The following is a 14,026-nucleotide window of genomic DNA, read 5'->3' as shown; positions in this document are numbered from 1 at the left end:
CTCCTTACAGGGTGGGTTGGCCGTTGGCCAGCACGAACGGGGGACGGCGGATGGCCGCCAGGCAGGCACCGTCGACCAGGGTCGGGTCGGCGTGCTCGAGGAAGGCGGCGATCAGGCGCGGCGCGCAGCCGGCACCACTGACGATGTGTGCGGCGCCGTCGGCTACCAGCACCCGGCTGTGACGCAGGGTACGCGCCGCGAGTCGCGCGTTGTCCGGCGGCGTGACCGGATCGAGGCCGCCCGCCAGCAGCAGGGTCGGCGCGTCGGACGTCACCGCGTGGGCCAGTCCGGCATCCGGCGCGGCGGCCGGCCACACCGCACACCAGTCGCGCCAGCTTCTGGCGTAAGCGTCGCCGAAACGGCTGCCGGCGCCGTCCTGCCGCATGGCGGCGTCGTCGAGGAACGGCGCTTCTTCGGCGCACAGCACCGACAGGGTCTGGCCGAACGTCATGCCTTCCAGGCTCCAGGCGGCCAGGGCATCGTACAGGCCGAGCAGGGGCTGCGGCCTGCCGTTCGCCGCGGCGTGGATCGCGAACGGCAGCACGCTGGCATGCTGGCCGGTATACATGGCGCCGCGCAGCAGTTGCGCCACCGCCTCGCCCTGGTGCGGACCGATTGCCGGCAGCGCCAGGACGGCGTCGAGCTCGCGCGCCAGGTGCGGGAACGCCGCGGCGCAGCCGCGATCGGCCGCGCAGTCGGCCAGCAGGCGCTCGAGCGCGGCCTGGCTGTGGCGCGACGAGAGCAGGATGCGCGCGTTCGGCGGCGCCACCGAATCGAGCACCATGCTGCGCACGCTGCCAGGATAGCGGCGCGCATACATCAACGCGGTGCGGGTGCCGTACGAACCGCCCCACAGGCTGAACTGGCGGTAGCCGAGCGCACGGCGCAGGTCCTCGAAATCGGCCAGCGCCGCTCCGGTGTGATAGTGGCGGGGGTCGGCGTCCTGCGCCGCCAGGCAGGCGCGTAACGCTGCCTGCGCGCCCGCGGTATCGCCCTGCGCGATGGCCTGTTCAGGCAGCGCGCAGCGCAGCGCGGCCGAGCGGCCGGTGCCGCGCTGGTCGACCAGCAGGATGTCGCGACGCTTCCTCGCCTCATGCAAAGCGCTGCCCAGCAGCGGACCAAGATCCATCCCAGCCTGGCCTGGCCCGCCCGCCAGCACCAGCAACGGGTCCGGCGCCGCCGGCTTGGCGGTGGCCTTGATGCGGGCAAAGTGAATGGTAATGCGGCGGCCGGCCGGGTTGGCGCGGTCTTCCGGCACTGATAGCGTGCCGCACTCGACGCGTTCGGACAGTTTGGGCAGGTGGCAGGGTTCCAGGGCGGCGGCGAGGCTGGAATACAGCAAGGCCGCGAGGCACAAGGTCCAGGCCAGCAGAAAGCGCTTTCGGGTCATCTTTATTCTCGTTTGAATGGCGATGACGGTGTAGTACGTAGCTGAAGGAAAAACTTACAGTGGAGCCGACATTATTCTCAATGGTTAGAATGACGGTCTTTGCCTATCCGGGAACACCTGCCATGAAACTCAACCAGAAGATTGCCATCGTCACCGGCGCCAGCCAGGGTATCGGCCTTGCCTGCGCCCAGCGCCTGGTGCGCGAAGGTGCGCGCGTGATGCTCGTCGACGTCAAGCTTGACGTCGAGCAGGCCGCGGCCAGCCTGGGCGACGCCGCCCGCTTCTTCCGCGCCGACGTCGGTATCAAGCAAGAGGTCGACGCCATGATCGCGGCCACGCTGGACGCGTTTGGGCGGATCGATATCCTGGTCAACAACGCGGGCGTGACGCACGCCGCCGAATTCCTCGACCTGGAAGAGGACGATTTCGATCGCGTGCTGCGCATCAACCTGAAATCGATGTTCCTGTGCAGTCAGGCGGCGGCGCGCACGATGGTCAAGCGCGGCGAAGGCGGCTGCATCATCAATATGTCGAGCGTCAACGCCGAGCTGACCATCCCGAACCAGGTTCCTTATGTGGTATCGAAAGGCGGCGTCAACCAGCTGACCCGGGTGGCGTCGATCGCCCTGGCCCAGTACGGCATCCGCGTCAATGCGATCGGCCCTGGCACGATCCTGACCGAACTGGCGAAGCAGGCCGTGCTCGGCAGCCCGGAAGCGCGTCACACGATCCTGTCGCGTACGCCCCTTGGCCGCTGCGGGGAACCGGAAGAAGTGGCATCGATCGCCGCCTTCCTGGCCAGCGACGACGCCTCGTACATGACTGGCCAGACGCTGTACGCCGACGGCGGCCGGATGGCGCTGAACTACACGGTGCCGGTACGTGATTGATAGGGAATATTGCGTTTCAGGGAGATATTGCTTTAGTGTATGTCTGGTATCTGAACTCGCAATTGGACGCTTTTCAAGCCAACCCTGATAATTACACCTGTCTCCACTATTCTCCTCCAAGAAAATAGTTTTAAGCCCGCGAAAGAGCGGGCTTTTTTTTTTGCCTGAAGGGGGCCTGACATGCGTTATACGTATTACTACGTATGATTGCTGCATGCCTGCCCCATGTCACCGGACCGTTGCGCTAGGTCACAATGTCGTAATAAACACTGCCTATACTAAAAATCACCTGCCATACACGCAACTGATATGCCTGATGGCAGCCGGTGTGCGGCGCCCAGGGCGCTACACACCAACCGGATTCGCATCTCTTGGCCCAATCCTGGGTCGTGCCCGCCACTGGCGGGCATTTTTTTCTGCCCTGTCGCAACTTACGGCCAAAAAAGATGTCACAGCGCTTGAAGCCGTCGCTGATTTGGTTATCATGAAGTTCGCCTTGCGAATTCGCCCTGTCTTCGCAAGTCAACGTACAACGAAACGTCCAAGGGAGCCCGTCCTATGAACCTACGTGTACCAGTCGCTGCACCACCCGACGCTTGCCGCCGCCAGCATGAAGACGGTGACCTCGTCCTTAGCGAACTCAACCCGCGCACCGTCGTCGACGGTCTCGACAGCGACGCGACGCCGCTCAACCTCCTGACCTTCGGCAGCGTTCGCGAAGTCTGCCCCAAGTGCCAGCAAACCCACCTGAAACTGGTCTTGCGACAGGGAAGTGTTCGCATGGCCCATTTGTTTTGCGCCGATTGCGCGAGCTGTTTCGACGCCCATTATGCGGATGGCGCGCCCGCCCTGACGATCTGAAGCAATATTAGTGTGCGGGCAATTGGCTGCACGGCGTGGTATGGTTGGCGCTTCCCGCGTCCACCTTCCACGTTCGTCTCGATGCCCGCCCTGTCGTCCTTGCTGCAGCCCCCGCTCAATGTCCGTCGCGCCCTGCATGCCCTGGCCCTTCTCGGGCTGGCAGCCATCCTGGTCGCCGGTTCCATCCCCGGCGCACGCACCGAGGTCGGCGCCTATGCGTCCGGCGTGGTGCTGCACGGCTTGAGCTACGCCTTCCTGGCCACGCTGTGGTTCCTGGGCGCCACCGGCACGCCGCTGCAGCGCGCGCTGAAGGCGATGCTCGCCATCGCGCTGATGGGCGCTGTCGACGAATGGGTGCAAAGTTTCTTCCCGTATCGCTCGGGTGACGTGCGCGACTGGCTGGTCGACGTCACCGCCGCCACGCTCGCTTCCACGCTGCTGGCGGTGCTGGCCACGCTCGCGCCTGCGCGACAGCCGGCGGCTTCGCCACGTCCACGCTGACCATCATCCTCCGTTCGGGTTCCACAAAGAATCCTCTCGCTTGATCCAACCCGCCTTCAAAGGAAGTCAGCTGGAACGCAGGCGCACTTAACGCCTCTTACCCTCGTGGCGCGCTGCATCGTCACATCCCCACACAATCCCAATACGAGGAGTTGATCATGAAGCAATCACACCAGCGCGTGGCCATGGCGGGCCTGCTGACGGTCGCGCTCGCCATTTCCGGGTGCGCCGCCATGCGCGGCGGAGAATCGTCGAAAGGGTCAAGCGGCGCGAGCGGCAGCACCGGATCGAGCGACCATGGCTCGGGGGCCAGCGGCAGCTCGGGCAGCTCGGGCGCCTCGGGCAGCACGGGCACGACCACCGAAAGCATCCAGGACGGCGCGGGCGTTTCCGGCAGTTCCGATACCTCGGGCAGTTCAGGCAGTTCGGGCAGTTCAGGCAGCAGTGGCTCGGGCAGCTCCAGCATGCAGGACGACCGCGGCGGCAGTGCCTCGACCGCAGGCGCCGCGGGGGCCAGCGGCGCCCCCAACAGCACCGTGCTGGCGATCGAGATCCTGCCGTCGTCAAGCGGCATCACCGAAGGCGATTCCTCGATGGGCAGCAGCGGCGCGGCCGGCGCCACCGGCAGTTCGGGCGGCGGGCAGTCCTACCGCGTCACGGTGCGCATGGACGACGGCAGCACGCAAGTCGTCACCCACGACACCACGCCCGATTTCCGCAGCGGCGACCGCGTCAATGTGGCAAGCGGCGGCATCCAGCGCTAGCCGGGCCGCGCCACCGGGTGGACGGCCCGTCCACCCGGTGGCAAGGCGCCAGACCTGGCAAACCCCAAGACCGGGATCAACCGGGGTCAGGGCGTCCCCGGGTCCTTGCCTTCTTCCACCTCGCGGTGAAACATCGGGATGTTGCGCGTGGCATTGCTGATGACTTCCAGCGGCAGCTTGGGCGTGCGGTCGGCGTTCAGCAAGCCATTGGCTTCCTGGAAGGTGTCGGTGAACTGCGTATAGCAGAAGCCGCTGAACATGAAGGTTTCGTTGACCACTTGCAGCAAGCGCCGGTATTGCTTGAGATAGCTCTCGGCCGTATGGGCGCGGCTATAGCCCCAGGTGGTCTCGTCCGGGTTCGGCGTCTGCTTTGGATCGTAGGCGATGCCGCCGAATTCCGTCAGCACGATCGGCTGGCCGCGGTGCGGGAAGCCATCCAGGGTCAGGATGCGCCCGCCGGGACGCCGCTGGTCGAACAGCGTGCGCACGGGATCGGTCACCGCGTAGCGCGTCAGGATCTTTTCCGGGTCGCTGTCATAGTCGTGGATGCCCAGGATGTCGGTGGCCGACGCTTCCCAGCCGTCGTTGCCGATCACCGGACGGGTCGAGTCGAGCGTGCGGGTCAGGTGGTACAGCGCCTCCACCGCATTGCGATGGGCCTGGGTCAGGGTCAGGTTGGGCACGCCCCACGACTCATTGAAGGCCACCCACACGATGATGCAGGGGTGGCTGTAGTCGCGCTCGATCGCCTCGGTCCATTCCTTGACCATGCGCGTGATCGCGCGCGGACTGAAACGGTAGGCCGATGGCATCTCTTCCCAGACCAGCAGGCCCAGTCTGTCAGCCCAGTATAGAAAGCGCGGATCCTCGATCTTCTGGTGCTTGCGCACGCCATTGAAGCCCATCAGCTTGACCAGCTCGACGTCGCGTTTCAGGTGCTGGTCGGATGGCGCCGTCATGAACGATTCCGGCCAATAGCCCTGGTCGAGCACCAGGCGCAGCTGGTAGGGGCGGCCATTGAGCATGAAGCGGTCGCGGTTGATCGAGACCGAGCGCAGCGCCGTGTACGAACGGATGCGGTCGAGTACCACGTCGCCGCAGCGCAGCGTCACCTCGGCGTCGAGCAGGGTCGGCCGCTCGGGGCTCCACAGGATCTCGTTGCGCGAGTCGTCGATGCCGGGGTCGGACAGCGCGATCTTGCGATTGGCCTCGCCCGCCAGCAGCTTGTAGTAATCGTCCGCCAGCAACTGGTCGCCGTGCCAGATCTTGACCTCGACGAACAGCTCTTGCTGAATGTCGCCGGCGGCAAACACCTCGCAGCCGATCTCGTAGGTCTCGAACACCGGGGTCCAGCGCAGCTTCTGGATATAGGTCGGGGCCACCTGCTCGACCCACACGGTCTGCCAGATGCCGGTGGTGCGTGGATACCAGATCGAGTGCGCATCAAGCAGCCAGTCCTGCTTGCCGCGCGGCTTGGCAAGGTCGGCAGGATCGTCCTCGACCCACACCGTCACCGTCTGCTTGCCGTCGGCGTGCAAGGCGCAGGTGATGTCGGCCGCGAACGGCGTATGGCCGCCCTCGTGCTCGGCCACCAGCTGGCCATTGACCCAGACACGGGCGCTGTAGTCGACGGCGCCGAAGTGCAGTATCGTGCGCCCGTCGTTGGGGGTCAATTCAAATTCACGCTGATACCAGACCACGCGGTGGAAACCCGTGTCCTGGATGCCGCTCATCTCGGTCTCGGGCGCGAACGGCACGGTAATCTCGTGCGTCCATTCCTTGACGTCGGACGGCATGAAGTAATGACCCTCGTCATCGAAGCAGAACCGCCACTTGCCGTTCAGGTTCTGCCACTGGTCGCGCACCAGCTGGGGACGGGGATATTCAAACTGGTTCATCGTCATCCTTTCTGTCAGTCGGCACCGGCACCAGGATCCGGCCTTGGCGTCCATCTGCTTTGTTATATGCCGCCAGCGCGCTGGCGGCGGCCTGTTGTGCCTGGCCCTTGCGGCACAGCGCCACGCAGGCGCCGCCGAAGCCGGCGCCGGTCAGGCGCGCGCCGAGCACGCCAGGGGCGGCGCGCAAGGCCTCGCACAGGGCGTCCAGCTCGGGGATCGACACCTCGTAGTCGTCACGCAGGCTGAAGTGCGAGGCATTCATCAATTCGCCGAAGCGTTCGGCGCTCACGCCGTCGGCCGCTTCGAGCACGCGCAGGTTTTCCCGCACCACGTGCCGTGCGCGCTCGCGCAGCGGCGACGGCAGGCTCTCCAGCGCCGACGGATCGCTGACGTCGCGCAGCGCCTGCACGCCGAGTTTACGCGCGCCCTCCTCGCACTCGGCGCGGCGCTCGTTGTACTTGCTGGCGGCGAGCTTGCGGGGCACGCCAGAGTCGACCACGATCAGCTCGGTATCCGGCGGCAGCGGCACCAGGCGATGCTCCAGCGTGCGCGCGTCGATGAACAGCATATTGGTCTCGTCGGCCAGGCTGGACGCCATCTGGTCCATGATGCCGCAGTTCACCCGTGCGTACTCGATCTCGGCACGCTGGGCGATGCGCGCCAGCTTGACGTCGTCGAGCGTGAAACCCAGCAGCGCGCGCATGGCGCGCAGGGTCGCCACTTCGAGCGCGGCCGACGACGACAGGCCCGAGCCCACCGGCAGGTCGGTCTCGACGTAGACGCGCAGCGGCGGCACCTCGATCCCTTCTGCCTGCACCAGCCGGATGCAGCCCTCGATATAGCTGCCGAAGCCCAGGGGAGCGCTGCCCTCCTTCGTGAAGGTCACGCTCGCGTCCAGGTTCGGTGAATAGAAATGGAAGTGGTCGTCGCCGCTGCGGCCGAGGGCCACCATGGTGCGCTGGGGCGTGGCCACCGGCAGCATGAAGCCGTCGTTGTAGTCGGTATGTTCGCCCAGCAGGTTGACCCGGCCGGGGGCCGAGGCGTTCACTTCGGGCGCGCCGCCGAAGAAAGTGTCGGTGCTTACGGTCATGCCTGCGCCTCCAGCCAGAGCGGCCGCTTGCGGCCATGGACGTCCAATGCCGGCCAGCCGGGATCGCACGTCAGGTTCTCGAGCCCTTGCGGGCCGAGCAGGAAGGTGTCTTCGATCTTCATGCCGCCATAACTTGGATTGAAGGCGAACGCCATGCCCTCTTCGAGCTGGGTGGCGGTGCTCGCCGTGGCCACGATCTCGCGCGCCAGGTAGCCGGTGATGCCGCCCTGGTGGTGCTCGCGGATCGCGTCTTCGACGTCGGCATGGTGATAGGCCTGGGCCAGCGCGTGGTAGACGCTCGACAGCGATTTTCCGGGCGCCACCGCGGCCAGGCCGGTGGCCTCGACGTCCATCAGGGCGCGCTGCCCTTCCGGCGCCGATCCCACGCCGCCGAAGCTCACGAAGCGCGTCAGGTTCGCATACAGCCCGTGGCGGCGCGCGCAGAACACCAGCATGGCGCGTTCGCCGATGGTTTCGTGCGACGGCGTCGCGTGGCGGAACAAAGGCAGGCGCCTCGCGCCGGCCGCCAGCACCAGCGCCGGATGGATGCCGCGCCGCCACAGCGCCTCGGCGCCGGCACCGGCCAGTTGCTGCTCGGTCCAGTCGGGGCGCGCGCGGTGCAGCACCTCGGTCATCGCCTCGGCCGCCTCGCGGCCCAGCAGGCGGTAGCGCGCCTGTTCGGCGTCGCCCAGCACCAGCTTGCGCTGGCGCAGCGCAAGCGGCAGCGCCTGTTCATTGCCCACCGGCCGGTCCGACAGCACCGCGCGCCCCTGCGACGTCGTGGCCACGAAGCGCTCGCGCAGCTCCGGCTCGGCCCATGGCTCGATGTGGAAGGTGAAGCCGCCCGGGACTTCTTCGGCGCGCAGGCGCTCGCCCTCGATCGCGTCGGTCAGCACGCAGGCGTCGTCCTGCGTGACCAGCACCTCGGCGATGCCGACGTCGGTCGTCTGCAGCACCGCGCTCGAGCCGCCCGCCGTCACCCATGCGAACCAGTCGGTGCCGCGCAGGCGCACCGCGCCGGCCCCTTCCTGGGCCAGGGTGGCGCGCAGCAGCGCCAGTTTGTCGGCCACTTCCGTGGCCCGCATATCCAGTGCCGTCATACGCAATCCTCCAGGCTGACTTCGACCTGCTGCAATTCGTAGGCCGTTGTCTCTGGCAGCACGTCCATCGCGAACATGCCGGCCGCCAGCTCGGTGCCGGCCAGGTATTTGAGGCGGTCGCGCGTGCGGTAAGGCGGATAGAACTGCGCATGCAGCTGGGTTTCCGGGTGCTCGGCGCCGTCGGTCGGCGCCTGGTACCAGGCCATCAGGTAAGGGAAAGGCCGGTTCCACAGGGTCTCGTACTTGAGCAGCACGGTCTTGAGCGCGCGCGCCAGCCCCTCGCGCTGTGGCGGCGTAAGCGCGGCGAAGTCCTTGCACGGGCCGGTCGGCATCACCCACACCTCGTAGGGGTAGCGCGCGCAGGCCGGCACGAAGGCGATCGCATAATCGTCCTGGTACAGCACGCGCCGGCCGTCGGCGGCTTCGTCGCGCGCCATGTCGCACAGCAGGCTGGTGCCGTGCTGCAGATAGTACTCGCGCTCCTGCGCCAGCATGCGCGCCGGCACCGACGGCACGAAGGGGTAGGAGTAGATCTGGCCGTGCGGATGGTGCAGGGTAACGCCGACCTCGGCGCCGCGGTTCTCGAAAGGCAGCACGTAGTGGATGTGCTGGTGGCTGCCGACGCGCGTGGTGCGCTCGCCCCATACCTGCAGCAGCAGTTCGATGCGCGACAGCGGCAGATGGGCCAGCGCTGCGCTCGGGTCTTGCGTGAACACCACCACCTCGCAATGGCCGTTGGCTGGCGCCGTCGGCACCGTCACTGTCGGTGGATCGTGCGATTCCAGCGCCAGCGACGGGAAGCGGTTGTCGAACACGGCGATCTCATAGTCGCCGGCCGGCATCTCGGTCGGGTGTTCCTGGTCCACAGTCGGCGCCAGCGGATTGTATTGCGGCGGCGGTTGATAGGTGCGGTTCTGGCGGAAGGCGGCGTAGGTCACCCACTCGCCGCGCAGCGAATGCCAGCGCAGGTGCGGGTTCGCATGCTGCGGCTCGGCGAACGGGCTGGGCGCAGCGATGCCGTCGGGAATCGGCTGGTTGCTGTACAGCGTGAGATGTCGTCCGTCCGGCTTTTTGAGTTCTTTGCTATGCATGGCAACAGTTCAGGTTCGGTCAGGCATTCGGTCACGTCGGGCGCGAACGAGTACGCCGAAGTACGGCGCATCGACGCGCGTGCGGCGCTAAAAGCCGATCCTAACATGCTGTATTCGCCACACTTTCCGCCCTGTGGAAACTCATTTTCCGGACAACAATACTGCGCTGTCACAGGGGCGAGACAGCCTTCGCGCTAAGGCGTGGATTCATAAGGGGCGGTGCATGAGCTGCCTCTGCCAGCCCAGGATATTGTAGGCCCATACCTACAATACCAATAGAAGTATTTACACAGAGCGGCAAGAAAAACGCTGACGTGCCCGGCTTGGACATTGTCAGCATCTGATGGCCGCCAATTGCTTCATTCCTGGCGCAGGGGGAGTGTGAAATAGAACGTCGATCCACTGCCCACGGTGCTGTCGACCCACAGGCGGCCGCCGTCCTGCTCGACGATGCCCTTGACGATCGACAGGCCCAGGCCCACCCCTTTTTCCGACCCGATGCTTCCTTGAGTGAAGCGATCGAAAATGCGCGGCAATAATGCCGGCGCGATGCCGATCCCCGTGTCCGCGACCGAGATGACGACCTCGCCGTCGCTGCGGCGCGCGCTGACCGTGATGCGGCCTCCCGCCGGCGTGAACTTGAGTGAATTGCTGATCAGGTTGCCCAATACCTGCTCGACGCGCGCCCGTTTGCAGGCAATCAGGAGCTTGTCCGGCTGGACCGCCGCGACCACGCCGACCTCGGCCCTTCTCGCCAGCGGCAATGCCAGGTCGATCGCTTCTCGTATCAGCGCGTTCACGTTTTCGACCTGGGGTTCGGGCGAGCGCGCGACATGCTCCTGCTTGGCGAAATCCAGCACGGATGTCACCAGCCGCTCGATCGAGTCGGTCGCACGCAGGCCGCGCGCGACCAGTTGCGCCAGCATGGCCGGCGTCAGCGCCTGGTCCATCTGCATCACCTGCAAGGTCATCTTCAGCACGCTCAGCGGATTGCGGATGTCGTGCGACACCATGTGCACCATGCTTTCCTTTTCCAGGCTGGCGCGTTCCGCCAGCTCCCTGGCCGCCTGTTCCTGGTGGAAGGCGCGCCGCAGCCCGTAGGCGAGCAGGCCGACCCGGAAGTCCAGCACGGCCTCCACCTCAGCGCGTTTCCACGGCGTGGCCACCCCGTCGACGACCTGCTTCCACGACGCGAAGGAAAAGCGCGGATGCAGGCGGGCGACGCCGTCCTCGACCTGCACGCGCTTGTCGGGCGCCCCGGCCCAGACCACGGTCATGATGACTTCGGGCCGGAACCACAGGATATAGTTCTGGTCGGTCTTGAGGATCGACATCGCCACGAGGCCGCTGGCGATGTCCTTGTATTGCCGGGCCGGTGGAAAGGCGTTGCCCAACTGGTTCGTCGCGTACACTTCCTTGTTCGCATGCTCGGCCGAGAGCCATTCGACAAGCAGTTCGAGTTGCGCCACGTCCGGCGTCTGCCCGATCGTGGTCCAGCTGCCGTTGTAATAGATTGCGGCGCTGCCGCCGCGGGCGCCTGCCAGGTCCAGCATGTCCTGGCTGCGCTTGACCAGCCCCAGGACGAGGTCGTCCTCTTCCTCGGTGCGCGCGATCAGCTTCGCATGGATCCGTTTCAGCTCGCCGCGGTAGCGCTGGTCTTCCATCGACTCTTTCAGCACCAGCTGCGACGACACGATCTGCGCGATCATCTTGGCGCCGAGGCGGCGGTCGGACCCCAGTTTGTTGGGTGTCGGGTGGTGGCAGGCGATCAGGCCCCACAGCCTGCCGCCATCGATCAGCGGCAGCGTGAGCGTCGCGCCGACGCCCATATTGCGCAGGTACTCGACATGCAGCGGCGACACGCTGCGCAGCGCCGACAAGCCCAGATCCAGGGCGTCGCCCGTGGCCGGATTGCGGCTGGGGTAGATGGGCACCGGCGCATAGCCGACATCCGGGATCATGCGCAGCCAGTTCTCGAGGAAGATCCGCCTTGCCTGCGCCGGGATGTCCGAGGCCGGGAAATGATGGTGCAGGTAAGAGTGCGCGTGTTCGGACCTCGCCTCGGCGACGACGTCACCATGCCAGTCTTCGGTAAAGCGGTAGATCATCACGCGCTCGAAGCCGGTGATCATCCTTACCTGTTCGGCAGTGCGCTGGCACAGGTCGAGCAGGCTGCTCGCGCCGAACACCACATGCACGGCACTGCGGATCGACCGTTGCAGCGAGCTCGGCAACGCCTCCTGCGGCGCCAGCGCTTCGATCTCGATCATCAGCACACCATGCCGCAGGTGGGCCGTGAGTTCCCAATCCTGCTCGCATTGCCTGTCCAGGTGAAGAATGGGCAGGACCAGGGGCGCCGCTTCGACCAGGTCGTCGGCGCTGATATACCCTTGCAGCGCCGCCAGCGCGGCCGGCGACAGGTGCTCCGCCAGCGAACGGTGGACCAGTGTGGGGGCGTCGATGCCGAAGATGTCGGCGCAGTTGATGCTGGCGTTGGTGATCTTCAGCGTGGGAAGGTCGATGCTGATCAAAACGCCGAATGGCTGGATCGCGCCGGGGATATGGATCGGTTCGTTTTCGCAGTGGACCAGGGTGGCCTCCGGCTTCGGCTGGCTCATGGGTATTATCTGTTCGAGTGGCAGGACGCCGCTTTCACTCGATACATATTCAAACAGGTAAATACCAGGAGTCGAAAGTCAGGCACGGCTTAACATTCTATCCCGGCATCCATCCGAAGTCTTGTGCAGGCAAAATTTAGACGATTGGCAAAGTTTCCGAGGTTTGAAACAAGCCATCGCCATTGACATTCGATCCGCCTACCTGGCCAGGTCGACCAGCACCGCCGTGTACATCTGCAGGTTCAGCAGCAGCTGCCTGGTGGTGATGAACTCGTGCTCCGAATGCCCGGTGTACTTCGCACCCGGCATCGACGGGCCGAAGCTGACCGCATTCGGGAACAGGCGCGAGTTCGTGCCGCCGCCGATCGCCACCGCCTTCGCATCCTTCATGCCCGTAAAATACGAGAAGGTCGACAGCAGGGTATCGAGCTGCGGCGGGTGGTCGAGAATCCACGGATCGCGCATGCCGACCCTGATGTTCGCGAGCGGCACCTGGCGCGCCTGCCAGTCGGCGAGCGCCGCATTGATCTCGTCCGTGAGCTGCTCGATCGTCTTGCCGCGCGGGCGGCGCAGGTTGATCGCGACCTCGATGCCCTCGTCGAGCTGGCGGATCACGGTCGGCTTGAAGGTCAGCGGACCCATGAAGCTGTCGCGGTAGGCGATCTTGCCGAACTTCTCGCCGTAGTAGCCCGTGCCCACCAGGTCGTTAAGGTAGTTCACCACGCTGCCGGCCACCGTATTGGGCCAGCTGCGCAGCGCCAGCGCATCGGCCAGCATGCTGACCGCGTTGACGCCCTCTTGCGGCTTGGACGAGTGGGCCGACAGGCCTTTCGCCACCACCTTCAGGTTCGCGCCATGGCGCTCGAAGGTGTAGCGCATGCCTTCCTGCGCGGCGCCGCGCGCGCGGACCTGCTGCTCGATCTCGGGCGTGACGTTGGCGACCAGCGCCTCGGCGTCCTCGGGGATCTGGGTATTGAACGAGCCGCCCCTGAACTCGGCGATATACGCTTCGCCGCCGGCGGCGACCTTGGCGCCGGCCTTCGGCACCGTCACGGCCACGGTGCCGCCGCCCTTCTCTGCCGTCACCACCGGATACTCGGCGTCGAGCGTGATGCTCATCTGCGGCGGTACGTGGGTCTTGAGAAATTCGGTCAGGGGACCCCAGTCCGATTCCTCGCCCATGTACACGTACAGCTCGATGCGTTTGTTGAGCGCGATCTGGCGGTCGCGGATGGTCTTCATCGCGTACAGGGCGGTCGCGATCGGCCCCTTGTCGTCCTCGGCACCGCGCGCGATCAGCTTGCCCGGCGCGCTGGTGCGGTCCAGCACGAACGGCGATTTCTTCCACTTGGCTGGATCGACCGGCTGCACGTCGCCATGGGTCACGATGCCGACCCGCTCGCTGCCCTTGCCGAGACCGATGATCACGGTCCAGCCATGGTCGGCGTAGTCCAGGCCGAGACGCTCGGCTTCTTCCTTCAAGGCGGCCTTGAAGGCGATGTGGACCGGATTCTTGTCGGACGGGTAGCGCGCGTCGGCCACCGTGTTGAAGCTGACCAGCTTCGCCAGGGTATCGACCAGGTCGTTGCGGTAGGTCTGCACCGCATACTTGGCGGCGCCGACGGCGGTCTCGCTCGGGGTGCTCGGCGTACCGGCCTGGGGCGCGGCGCCCGCATCGAATACGGCGGTGGTCCAGGCCAGCACCAGGCTGGCAATCAGGGCTTTCTTGTACATAGGGGCCGGTCTCCAGGATTGCAAAAGCGCACGGAGTCTAGCACAGGCACGGGTGCACGCGAACGCCGGTTTGCGCGTATCGTTACGCA

The 14,026-nt window shown here is 65.8% G+C and carries 11 protein-coding genes; 4 read left to right on the top strand and 7 right to left on the bottom strand.

What is annotated here, in order from left to right:
- Positions 1-4 precede the first annotated feature (4 nt).
- Entirely contained in the window at positions 5-1,390 is a 1,386-nt protein-coding gene (locus tag AC56KW_RS00970) for an alpha/beta fold hydrolase (RefSeq protein WP_497168865.1), read from the bottom strand.
- Positions 1,391-1,512: 122 nt separating this feature from the next.
- On the opposite strand from AC56KW_RS00970, the gene AC56KW_RS00965 reads away from it, so the two are divergent.
- From AC56KW_RS00965 to AC56KW_RS00950, 4 genes are all read left to right on the top strand, one after another.
- A complete protein-coding gene (locus AC56KW_RS00965) occupies positions 1,513-2,280 on the top strand; it encodes an SDR family NAD(P)-dependent oxidoreductase (RefSeq protein WP_497168864.1) in 768 nt (255 codons plus the stop codon).
- Between the two features lie 558 nt (positions 2,281-2,838).
- On the top strand, positions 2,839-3,141 hold the full coding sequence (locus AC56KW_RS00960) for a hypothetical protein (RefSeq protein ID WP_497168863.1): 303 nt from the start codon (positions 2,839-2,841) through the stop codon (positions 3,139-3,141).
- A gap of 81 nt (positions 3,142-3,222) precedes the next feature.
- A complete protein-coding gene (locus AC56KW_RS00955; protein WP_497168862.1) occupies positions 3,223-3,642 on the top strand; it encodes a VanZ family protein in 420 nt (139 codons plus the stop codon).
- 158 nt (positions 3,643-3,800) lie between these two features.
- Positions 3,801-4,406: a hypothetical protein gene (locus AC56KW_RS00950; protein ID WP_497168861.1), complete on the top strand. Its 606-nt coding sequence runs from the start codon at positions 3,801-3,803 to the stop codon at positions 4,404-4,406.
- Between the two features lie 86 nt (positions 4,407-4,492).
- Here AC56KW_RS00950 and AC56KW_RS00945 read toward each other — a convergent pair whose 3' ends face one another.
- The 6 genes from AC56KW_RS00945 to AC56KW_RS00920 all read right to left on the bottom strand — a co-directional run bounded on the left by AC56KW_RS00945 (position 4,493) and on the right by AC56KW_RS00920 (position 13,937).
- Positions 4,493-6,304, bottom strand: coding sequence for a glycoside hydrolase family 2 protein (locus AC56KW_RS00945; RefSeq protein ID WP_497168860.1), 1,812 nt, complete (start codon positions 6,302-6,304; stop codon positions 4,493-4,495).
- Positions 6,291-7,394, bottom strand: a complete 1,104-nt coding sequence (gene galK / locus AC56KW_RS00940) for a galactokinase (protein WP_497168859.1) — start codon at positions 7,392-7,394, stop codon at positions 6,291-6,293. The genes AC56KW_RS00945 and galK overlap by 14 nt, the downstream gene beginning before the upstream one ends.
- Positions 7,391-8,494, bottom strand: coding sequence for a M24 family metallopeptidase (locus AC56KW_RS00935; protein WP_497168858.1), 1,104 nt, complete (start codon positions 8,492-8,494; stop codon positions 7,391-7,393). The genes galK and AC56KW_RS00935 overlap by 4 nt, the downstream gene beginning before the upstream one ends.
- Positions 8,491-9,585 (bottom strand): galactose-1-phosphate uridylyltransferase, encoded by a 1,095-nt coding sequence (galT, locus tag AC56KW_RS00930; RefSeq protein WP_497168857.1) that lies wholly within the window; start codon positions 9,583-9,585, stop codon positions 8,491-8,493. Before galT ends, AC56KW_RS00935 begins: the two co-directional genes overlap by 4 nt.
- Positions 9,586-9,944: 359 nt before the next feature.
- Positions 9,945-12,203, bottom strand: a complete 2,259-nt coding sequence (locus tag AC56KW_RS00925) for an ATP-binding protein (protein WP_497168856.1) — start codon at positions 12,201-12,203, stop codon at positions 9,945-9,947.
- A 198-nt stretch (positions 12,204-12,401) separates the two neighbouring features.
- Positions 12,402-13,937, bottom strand: coding sequence for a dipeptidase (locus AC56KW_RS00920; protein WP_497168855.1), 1,536 nt, complete (start codon positions 13,935-13,937; stop codon positions 12,402-12,404).
- Positions 13,938-14,026 lie beyond the last annotated feature (89 nt).

This window comes from Telluria sp. RT2P19 (genome assembly GCF_059685725.1).
The sequence above is the reverse complement of the archived record's forward strand: the minus strand, read 5'-3'. Positions and strand labels throughout refer to the sequence as shown.

Excerpts from the sequence above, each read along its gene's own strand:
- AC56KW_RS00970 (WP_497168865.1), bottom strand. The coding sequence starts at position 1,390 with ATGACCCGAAAGCGCTTTCTGCTGGCCTGGACCTTGTGCCTCGCGGCC.
- AC56KW_RS00965 (WP_497168864.1), top strand. The coding sequence starts at position 1,513 with ATGAAACTCAACCAGAAGATTGCCATCGTCACCGGCGCCAGCCAGGGT.
- AC56KW_RS00960 (WP_497168863.1), top strand. The coding sequence starts at position 2,839 with ATGAACCTACGTGTACCAGTCGCTGCACCACCCGACGCTTGCCGCCGC.
- AC56KW_RS00955 (WP_497168862.1), top strand. The coding sequence starts at position 3,223 with ATGCCCGCCCTGTCGTCCTTGCTGCAGCCCCCGCTCAATGTCCGTCGC.
- AC56KW_RS00950 (WP_497168861.1), top strand. The coding sequence starts at position 3,801 with ATGAAGCAATCACACCAGCGCGTGGCCATGGCGGGCCTGCTGACGGTC.
- AC56KW_RS00945 (WP_497168860.1), bottom strand. The coding sequence starts at position 6,304 with ATGAACCAGTTTGAATATCCCCGTCCCCAGCTGGTGCGCGACCAGTGG.
- galK (WP_497168859.1), bottom strand. The coding sequence starts at position 7,394 with ATGACCGTAAGCACCGACACTTTCTTCGGCGGCGCGCCCGAAGTGAAC.
- AC56KW_RS00935 (WP_497168858.1), bottom strand. The coding sequence starts at position 8,494 with ATGACGGCACTGGATATGCGGGCCACGGAAGTGGCCGACAAACTGGCG.
- galT (WP_497168857.1), bottom strand. The coding sequence starts at position 9,585 with ATGCATAGCAAAGAACTCAAAAAGCCGGACGGACGACATCTCACGCTG.
- AC56KW_RS00925 (WP_497168856.1), bottom strand. The coding sequence starts at position 12,203 with ATGAGCCAGCCGAAGCCGGAGGCCACCCTGGTCCACTGCGAAAACGAA.
- AC56KW_RS00920 (WP_497168855.1), bottom strand. The coding sequence starts at position 13,937 with ATGTACAAGAAAGCCCTGATTGCCAGCCTGGTGCTGGCCTGGACCACC.